Origin of the sequence: Aeromicrobium sp., assembly GCF_049587115.1 — a bacterium.
Lineage (GTDB): Bacteria > Actinomycetota > Actinomycetes > Propionibacteriales > Nocardioidaceae > Aeromicrobium.
The window spans coordinates 1-3,748 of sequence record NZ_JBAVDI010000046.1 but is presented as its reverse complement, the minus strand read 5'-3'; the positions used below and the strand labels follow the sequence as shown (position 1 = coordinate 3,748).

Sequence of the window (3,748 nt, the reverse complement as noted above, 5' to 3'; positions counted from 1 at the left end):
CCACACCGCCGATGCGCCTGCGAGTGTGGGCCGCGGCCGCCCTCGCGCTGACCATCGGAACGGTCGGAGCCCTGCTCGTCATCCCGATCGCCGGGCTGGTCGTCGCAATCTTCGCCCTCACCGTGCTGGGACTGCTCGCCGGGATCATGCATCGATACGCGAGCGGGTGCGATGAGGTACGTGCGGCGGTCGGGGCGTATGCGCCGCGCATCGCCGTGCCGTACGCCGGCAAGGTCGGCGTGCACATCGGCATGTGGTCTCCGTGGATCGACCGCACCGAGGTGCCGTGGTGCATCGTCGCGCGGACGCCGGGGCTGTTCCGGGAGCTCGCCGCGATGTACCCCGGCACCCCCATCGTTCAGGGGGCGATCCCCCTCACCGTCCGGGCCGCCCTCTATCCCCACGGTGCGGCCACGAACGCCGAGCTGATCGCCGATTCGGCGGCCACCCACGTCTTCCTCGGCCACGGCGACAGCGACAAGCCGTTGAGCGCCTCGGACCGGGTGCTGCAGTACGACATCATCGCCGTGGCCGGACAGGCCGCGATCGACCGGTTCGCCGCGGCGGGACTGACGATCCCGCAGGACAAGCTGCGGATCATCGGTCGCCCCCAGACCGAAGGCATCGCCGTCGCCACAGGCTCGGCGCCCCGACCGGCGACGGTGCTCTACGCCCCGACCTGGCGGCACGCGGACGACCAGCTCAACGTGTCGTCGCTGGCCGTCGCCGACCAGATCGTCCAGTCCTTGCTCGATCGTGGCTGCACCGTGGTCTTTCGCCGGCACTTCGCCGGTCAGAAGCATGCCGAGGCCGAGGCGATGATCGTCAGGGTCAACGAGCTGCTCGCCGCCGACGCAGCCGCAACCGGGCGCCGGCATCGACACGGCGAGGCTGCGATGCTCGAGCCGCTCATCGCAACGTTCAATTCTGTGGACGCGATGGTTTCGGACGTGTCGGGGATCGTGGTGGACTTCATGGCCAGCGCCAAGCCACTGGTGATGTACGCCGCGCAGTTCGCCGACGCCGGCGCCTTCCGCCGCGCGCATCCATCTGCCGAGGCGGCGTACGTCATCGACCGCGATCTCGTGGCGATCGATCAGGCTCTTGACGCCGCACTCGGTGCCGACCCGCTGGCCGGCCGCCGGTCAGAACGGGCCGACCACTACCTCGGCGGCCCGGAGCGGGCCGAGCCCGCACAGCGCTTCATGGACCTTGTCGTCGAGCTGTCAGGCCAGTAGTCGCCACAGCTGCCAGCCCAGCACCAGCACACCGAGGACGCGACGAAATGGTGAGGCTCCGCGCAGCAGCTCGTCCAGACCCCACACGATGAGCGCGCCTGCGCCGATCCAGCGCAGCTCGCCGTCCCGGTCGTCGTAGGGGCTCAATCGCGCGGCGGTGGCAAGAAGGAAGACCCAGATCGCGGCGTTGGGGGCCTGGAACAGCACGAGCTGTCCTGACCCATCCCGGAAGAAGGTGTTGGAGCGGCTCATGCGTGGAGTCTAGGCGGGGGCAGGAGATCGCAGCGATCCGGCAGACGGCTCCTGCTCGAGGTCCTCTTCGAGCTGCTTGCCGGAGATGCTCGGGATCGCCAGCGCCGCAACCGCCGCGAGCAGCAGGGCGCCACCCAGCACGGCAAATCCGGCCGTGTAGCCGATCTCCCGGGGGAAGCCGCTCGGCAAGAAGTGCGCCGTGACGATGCTCGCCATGACCGCTGTGCCGATCGAACCGCCGATCGTACGGATGTTGGCATTCATGCCACTGGCGACACCCGTCTGCTCCGGCGGAACGGCGGCAACGATCAGACCCGCGAGGCACGCAAAGGCCAGACCGATCCCGAGGCCGACGATGCCATTCGAGACGTACACCTGCCACTGCGCGGCGTGGAAGAAAGCCATCATGAGCATGCCGGCAGCACCCAGTGTCGAACCCATCACGACCACGACCTTGGGCCCGATCCGCCGCGCGATCGGCGCCGCGACGAGCCCGGTGAGAAATGTGGCGACGGCCGAGGGCAGCATCAGCAGACCCGACTCGGTGACGCTCGACCCGAACCCATACCCGTTGGCGCTGGGAGTCTGGTTGAACTGCGGGATGAAGCCGAAGGAGGCATACATGCCGACGCCGACCAGCAGGGCGACGAGGTTGGTCGTCCACACCCCGGGCAGGCGCATCATTCGCATGTCGATCAAAGGAACGGCAGCACGCTGCTCGACCCGGATCCACACCACCACGAGAACCGCTGACAACGCCAGCAGACCGATGGTTCGCGAAGACCCCCAGCCCCACTTTGGTGCCTCGCTCAGCGCGAGCAGGAGGGCGATCAGCCAGGCCGAGAGCAGGACGGCCGGCAGCACCGCGATGCGCCCCGGTGTGCGTACCGGCGACTCCGGGACGACGACCATCGCAGCCACGGCGGCCACGAGCGTCACGATGAATGGCAGCCAGAACAGCCAGTGGTAGCCCAGTCCGGACACGATCGGGCCGGCCAGCACGATCCCGGCACCGAAACCGACCGCCAGCAGCGAGGACACGACGCTGACCGCTCCGCCGACCTTGTGGTGCGGGAACTCGTCTCGGATGATGCCGAAGGCCAGCGGCAGCACGCCGCCGCCGACACCCTGGATGACGCGGGCGAGGATCAGCACCCCGATGCTGGTGGCCAGCGCGGCGAGCAACGAGCCAGCCGCCAGGGCGACGAGAGAGAGCACCAGCAGGCGCTGCTTGCCGTAGGCGTCCCCGAGCCGGCCCATGATCGGCGTGAACACCGATGCCGACAGCAGGTATGCCGTCAGGACCCACGTCACGGTGCTCTGGTCGGTGTTGAGCTGCTTCTCGATCTCCGCGAGCACAGGGATCGTCAGCGACTGCATCAGTGAGTACGACGAGACCGCCACCGAGAGGACGACAAAAGTCAGCCAGTAGTGCGTGCGTCGGGTCGACGAAGACACAGGACGGCTCCCGGAGAGGTAAAGGTGATTGCTCGGCGCAACCAACTATACGGAGCGGCCCTCCGGATCACTACGTGCCGCTGGTCACGGAGGCGACCGCCTATCGACCAGTCAGCGACATCCCCGACGCCCGGTCAGGAGGAGGCAAGATCGTCGAAGATCCGCTTGTCGTGGGCGTTCAGCACGGTGATGCCGTCCGTGTCGTTCAGTCGGCGAAGCGCAGCGTGGTTGCCGTCGAGCTTCTTGCGGTCGTCGGCCATGACCTTCTCGAACGCCCGGAACATGCCGATCTTGCTGAGAGGTCTCCCCGACGGCGAGGTTGCGGTGTACGAGTTCGCGTCAAACACGGCGTCGCCGGCGTGCACCAGCAGGCCGCGGTCCCCGGCGTCAACCGCAACAGCCGCGTGGCCCTTGGTGTGACCCGTCATCGGGACGTACGTGATTCCCGGGAGCACCTCGATGCCGGTCATTCCGTGCTTCCAGATGTCACCGGGTCCGGAGTGCGTCTGGAAGATGGGCCCGTGGGCCCACTGCTTCTGCGCGTAGCGCTGCTTGGACACGAAGTCGGGGTTCACGACGGCCCAGTCGTACTCGTCGGCGGTCGTGTGGATAGTCGCGTCGGGGAAGTCAGCGATGCCGCCGATGTGATCGAAGTCCATGTGGGTCAGCACGATGTGCGAGACGTCAGCAGCGCTGTGACCGAGCGCCTCGATCTGGGCCACCGCGGTCTTGGCGTCGTTGCGTTCGGGGCGCAGCAGGATGCGGGCCGGGCCCATCCGTTTCGGGTCGGCGAAGTCGTG

At 67.9% G+C, this 3,748-nt stretch carries 4 protein-coding genes; 1 reads left to right on the top strand and 3 read right to left on the bottom strand.

Annotation, left to right across the window (positions count from 1 at the left end; all coding sequences use genetic code 11):
* Positions 1–1,238, top strand: a 1,238-nt coding sequence (locus WB461_RS04655; protein WP_423851552.1) for a CDP-glycerol glycerophosphotransferase family protein, incomplete at its 5' end; no start/stop codon positions are given.
* Here WB461_RS04655 and WB461_RS04650 read toward each other — a convergent pair.
* The 3 genes from WB461_RS04650 to WB461_RS04640 all read right to left on the bottom strand — a co-directional run.
* The gene (locus tag WB461_RS04650; protein WP_423851551.1) at positions 1,227–1,490 is read right to left on the bottom strand and encodes a hypothetical protein; all 264 of its coding nucleotides are present in this window, start codon (positions 1,488–1,490) and stop codon (positions 1,227–1,229) included. The genes WB461_RS04655 and WB461_RS04650 overlap by 12 nt on opposite strands.
* Positions 1,491–1,499: 9 nt before the next feature.
* Positions 1,500–2,948, bottom strand: a complete 1,449-nt coding sequence (locus tag WB461_RS04645; RefSeq protein WP_423851550.1) for an MFS transporter — start codon at positions 2,946–2,948, stop codon at positions 1,500–1,502.
* A 134-nt stretch (positions 2,949–3,082) separates the two neighbouring features.
* Positions 3,083–3,748 (bottom strand): MBL fold metallo-hydrolase (locus WB461_RS04640; protein ID WP_423851549.1); only part of this gene is annotated, 666 nt, incomplete at its 5' end.

What these genes read in the sequence shown, in the direction of transcription:
- WB461_RS04650 (WP_423851551.1), bottom strand. Translation starts at nt 1,490, where the DNA reads ATGAGCCGCTCCAACACCTTCTTCCGGGATGGGTCAGGACAGCTCGTG.